The sequence below is a fragment of the Acinetobacter sp. YH12233 genome (assembly GCF_013417725.1).
Lineage (GTDB): Bacteria > Pseudomonadota > Gammaproteobacteria > Pseudomonadales > Moraxellaceae > Acinetobacter.
The window spans coordinates 1-4471 of sequence record NZ_VPDK01000070.1; the positions used below are offsets into that span (position 1 = coordinate 1).

Annotated in this window: 6 protein-coding genes; 5 read left to right on the forward strand and 1 reads right to left on the reverse strand. The window is 31.5% G+C overall.

Features of this window, described 5'->3' with window-relative positions; translation table 11 throughout:
* Positions 1-626 precede the first annotated feature (626 nt).
* The 4 genes from FTV12_RS16075 to FTV12_RS16090 all read left to right on the forward strand — a co-directional run bounded on the left by FTV12_RS16075 (position 627) and on the right by FTV12_RS16090 (position 2359).
* Entirely contained in the window at positions 627-1385 is a 759-nt protein-coding gene (locus FTV12_RS16075) for a hypothetical protein (protein ID WP_107112076.1), read from the forward strand.
* Positions 1386-1394: 9 nt separating this feature from the next.
* Positions 1395-1733: a hypothetical protein gene (locus FTV12_RS16080; protein ID WP_107112075.1), complete on the forward strand. Its 339-nt coding sequence runs from the start codon at positions 1395-1397 to the stop codon at positions 1731-1733.
* 63 nt (positions 1734-1796) lie between these two features.
* On the forward strand, positions 1797-1976 hold the full coding sequence (locus tag FTV12_RS16085) for a hypothetical protein (protein WP_107112074.1): 180 nt from the start codon (positions 1797-1799) through the stop codon (positions 1974-1976).
* Complete coding sequence (locus tag FTV12_RS16090; protein WP_107112073.1) at positions 1973-2359, forward strand: type II toxin-antitoxin system death-on-curing family toxin; 387 nt, start codon at positions 1973-1975, stop codon at positions 2357-2359. The genes FTV12_RS16085 and FTV12_RS16090 overlap by 4 nt, the downstream gene beginning before the upstream one ends.
* A gap of 27 nt (positions 2360-2386) precedes the next feature.
* Here the strand turns inward: FTV12_RS16090 and FTV12_RS16095 are convergent, their stop codons facing one another.
* On the reverse strand, positions 2387-2950 hold the full coding sequence (locus tag FTV12_RS16095; RefSeq protein WP_086384392.1) for a macro domain-containing protein: 564 nt from the start codon (positions 2948-2950) through the stop codon (positions 2387-2389).
* 69 nt (positions 2951-3019) lie between these two features.
* Here FTV12_RS16095 and FTV12_RS16100 point away from each other — a divergent pair, with 69 nt between their 5' ends.
* Positions 3020-4249: a PD-(D/E)XK nuclease family protein gene (locus tag FTV12_RS16100; RefSeq protein ID WP_086384393.1), complete on the forward strand. Its 1230-nt coding sequence runs from the start codon at positions 3020-3022 to the stop codon at positions 4247-4249.
* Positions 4250-4471 lie beyond the last annotated feature (222 nt).

A 4471-nucleotide genomic window follows, 5' to 3' on the forward strand; every position in this document is an offset into this window, starting at 1 on the left:
CAAGCAGACGTGCACAGAAAATAGCAATCAAAGAACGAAATCTAAATCCTGTGCTTGACTTGGAATTGTCCATATAGGACATTTCTATTTGGTTATTAGGTAGGACATTTCTACTTAGGAATAACAGTACTTTAAATTATTGTTATTTTTCATATATTTAAAAATTTTTCATTCCCCTGAAAAACAACAAAAAACCGACTTGGAAACAAGTCGGTTTCTTTTTGAGCAATTTTGATACTTCTTGCCAATAAAATTGATTAATATTTAATCAATTTGTCATTTTTCTCTGTGTTATCAAGACAGCGCTGGCTTAAATTATCCCCAATTTCTGCGGACAACTCTTGGGATAAAAATTCACCAATTTTGTACGCCTGAGCGCACATGGATTTAGGGATTTTGCGGATGTTCACAATCCCTTGTATTCAATATCATGAAGTCATAAGAGAACAGGATGTTCCGCAGAATAAAAATAAATAATCGCACAAGGATCGGCGGCACGACAGGAGTTATGCCAAGCGAACCAATACGAAAAAGCCCGACAGGATGTCGGGCTTTTTTATTATATTGATTAAGATAATAATTAATTTATAATTTATTGTAATTTAATAAAAATTAATGGGGAAAATATGATTGATTGTGAAAAAAAGTTAGAGGAATTAAGCATAAAACTAAAAGAGCTATCTGATGCAGAAAAAGAATGTTTACAAGATTTAAGCTTTCCATTTATTCCTAATTTTGATGAAAGTTTTAAATTATCAAAAAATAAAATTTTATTAGTTGGACAAGAAACAAGAGGATGGCAAGGGAAACTCAAAAAGTTTTTAGAACCAGAGTTAGATATAAAAAGTATTATTGAAAATAGTAAAAATCGTCATATTACACTGTCTGATACGGAATCGGCTGGTCAAAGTAGTTTCCTTCAATTTATGAAGAAAATTAAAAGTAAGAATAATAATGAATATGTTCAGTGGTTAAATTTCTATTTATTTGATTATAAAAAGAAATCTTTTAATAAGCTGAGTAAAAATAATTCATATAAAAATGTATATGAAGAATTAAAACAACTGTCTATTCAGAATTTATCTGAACAGATTATAGAGCTAAAGCCCAAAGTAATTTTCTTTGTAGGTCAATATCATCATAATTTCCCTAAATTGGAAGAAATCTTAAATCTATCATCTAATGAAAAAATTATTTTAAAAGAGCCAGTTGATAAATTTACGATGAAGATATGGAATGATGAAATATTAGTATTTCGAGCACCTCATCCAGCACATTTTGCATCAGTTTCACAAAAGGCGAGAAAAGCTACTTTAAATTATTTACAGCTATTTAATGAAAGTGAAGATATTCTAGAATTTAGAAAAAAATTATCTTTGATGTAAAAGAAACTAATGAAAATAGGAATTTTTTGGTACTGGAATCATCAAGTGATTGGCATTGCTCATACTTTTGAGTATGAGCAAGCTGATTCAATTGGCCTCATTGATAGTCCATACACCCATGTAGAATATTGGACAACTTTACAAGAACAATATCCTGAGCTACAAAACTATGAATACGAGCAGATTCCAAGAGGTCGAATCATTTTTGATAAAAATAAATCCAAAGCAATAATGTATTTAGATAAATCATTGCTCTACAAATCCAAAGTGAAGAGGCTCTATTCTTTTTTCGATTTAGATGAAAAAAAAGTTATTCTTAGGAAAGATCCGCACTATCGGATTTTATAAAAGTGCTGTTTAACCGATTTACTTTAGTTAAAATAAAATATTCATTTTCAGAAGGTCTAATCAATGAGAAAACGTCTTAAAGATTATAATCTTGATCAAAGTTCACAACGAGAAAAGGTTTCTGGTCAAGTATTACCTATGCAGTTTAGTCATGATGAAGCGACTAAACGAGTCGTCATGCATAGTGCTAAGCGTGTAATTCAGCAACATAAAGCTGAGATCCAAGAGTTAGCTTATAAATGAGTTTAATTAGCTCAACATTTGTTATAGCTGTTCACGATGAAATTCTTGTGCAAACAGGCGTTGGACGTGCTGGTTGCCATATTGATAAATTAGAAAGTGTTCTAAACCGTATAGATCAGCAAATGTATTACAGCGGTGTTGATGATATTTTTGAAATAGCAGCTTGGTTTGGTATAGCTATTTCAAAAGGACATGCTTTTGTTGATGGTAATAAAAGAACAGGCCTCGCAGTAATGCTAACCTATCTTGAAATTCAAGGAATCACCATCTTAGAACAAACAGGACTAGATGACTTAATGGTTGATATCGTTGAATCTCAAGAATCACATGACACTTTATCTAAACTGGTCGCAGAATTCTTATATGATCTATCTGTCATTTAATGACTTGGAATTAATAGGTTGAAGACACTATTTGGCTATAGCTGTAATCTCTATCTGAATATTTTCATCATAGAGATTTTCTAGAATTTCCTTATATATTTCATAATTATCTTTCTCATAACATACAAAAAACACTTCATCTACGGCTTCACATGAGGGTAATGTCATCATGATAGATCCAATTGCAAATTCAGCTGCCTGCTGTAATGGATACTTATAAATCCCTGTTCCTAAATTTGGAAATGACACTGTTTTTGCTTGAACCTGATTAGCTTTCAAAAGTGCATTGCTATAAGCATTACATAAGAGTTGAGGTTCATTTTTTTCACCGCCTAACCATCTAGGTGGAACAGCATGAATCAGATATTTTGCAGGTAAATTTCCAGCTGTCGTTACTTCCGCATTTCCAACAGCACATCCACCTTTTTCTTGATTAATCTGAATGCACTCTGATTTCATTAAAGATCCTGCTTTTTTATGGATCTTTCCATCTAGTCCACCACCACCAAGTAATGATTTATTAGCTGGATTCACAATAGCATCTACAGATAAGGTAGTAATATCCCCATGTACTAATGTAATCCGATTCATATAAAATAGGTTCCAATCATTAATAAATTTTTGCAAATATTTTAATAAGTTAAATAACAAGGGGAAAGTATGCAATCAAAAGTTTTACTTAATTTATTAGATGAGGTTGTTCAAGAAAAAAAAGTAAATTCTTTATTTTTAAATCGATATAAAAATCTTCTAGCTCCAAAGTTTTCCATCTTTAGCTATTTTCGCACAGATGAATTAATACTAAGTAATATCCTAGCTGACCTACTAGATCCTCAAGGTAGTCACGGACAAGATTATCTTTTTATCAAAAAATGGATTGAACTTAGAAAAAATGGATTAGATGAATCTTGGCAAAAAATTAACTTAGACCAGTCTAAAATCACCGTTAAGTTGGAAGAAAAAAATTGGCGTTTAGATACTTTAAGAAGGATGGATATCCTAATTGAGATTTTTTGTCATGGTGAAAAATACGCATTATGTATTGAGAATAAGCCTTTTGCATCTGATCAAAAGAATCAACTTAAAGATTATGCTGACGAGTTGGAGCAACGCTACCCCAACCAATGGCAACTGATTTATTTATCTGGTTCTGGAAAAGAGCCTAGCGAATACAGTATATCGAAAGAAGATTCCGAACTTCTACAATCGCAGAGCAAGTTAGCTGTATTGGGCTACGCAGATTTAATTAAATGGTTAACTGAGTGTATTCTTTATACGAAAAATGATCGAGTAAAAGTCTTTCTAGAAGAATTGAAATTATATATCTCTCAAAACTTTATTACGCAACTTAGCAACGAAGAACAAACTGTTATGTTAAAAAATATCTTAGATCATGATGACTACATTAAAGCACTAATTGAAGTCGAAACATTGAAACTACAAGTACAAGAAAACTTACTGGTAAAGTTTAAGGAAGACCTAAATCAATTATGTGAAGGTTTTACTCTTGAGGGTGAGCTCACATCTAAAGCCTATTCAGGAATTAGTATTTTCAAAAAAGATGAATCTAAAAAAATTAGATTTAGAGTTGAGTTCGATCGCTCACGATTTGGATTATTCTTTTTAGGTATAGTTTTATCAGATTTTACAGATGTAATTGTGACTGTAGAAGAACGAGAAAAGTTATTAAATCTTGTTCAAGAACAATTTCCATCTATTAAATTAGGTCAGTCACCTAATTGGCCTATCTATATTGATATTCCAGAGTTAGCTCACTGGGATAGCAATGGTGATATTTGGGTCAATATAAAAAATGGTACTCTAGCTCAACGTATTTACAATGATTACTTCATAAAACTAAATGAAATCATAAGTACAAGTGGTATTTAACCACTTAAATTATAAATTAAGACCTTCTAACTAAAATATTCAAAGCCCTCAATCGAGGGCTATTTAACATAAAATCTCTTATGCGAAATTAGGGGTGTAACTCCAAAATAGAAATGTCCGGTTTCTCCAAAGTAAAAATGTCCGCTTTTAGAATATGCACTTTTGCAATTTCGTTAGCGGACGGTTTGATATGTTGGTGTCTATGTCGGATAAAGAACTTAA

Excerpts from the sequence above, each read along its gene's own strand:
- FTV12_RS16075 (WP_107112076.1), top strand. The coding sequence starts at position 627 with ATGATTGATTGTGAAAAAAAGTTAGAGGAATTAAGCATAAAACTAAAA.
- FTV12_RS16080 (WP_107112075.1), top strand. The coding sequence starts at position 1,395 with ATGAAAATAGGAATTTTTTGGTACTGGAATCATCAAGTGATTGGCATT.
- FTV12_RS16095 (WP_086384392.1), bottom strand. The coding sequence starts at position 2,950 with ATGAATCGGATTACATTAGTACATGGGGATATTACTACCTTATCTGTA.
- FTV12_RS16090 (WP_107112073.1), top strand. The coding sequence starts at position 1,973 with ATGAGTTTAATTAGCTCAACATTTGTTATAGCTGTTCACGATGAAATT.
- FTV12_RS16100 (WP_086384393.1), top strand. The coding sequence starts at position 3,020 with ATGCAATCAAAAGTTTTACTTAATTTATTAGATGAGGTTGTTCAAGAA.
- FTV12_RS16085 (WP_107112074.1), top strand. The coding sequence starts at position 1,797 with ATGAGAAAACGTCTTAAAGATTATAATCTTGATCAAAGTTCACAACGA.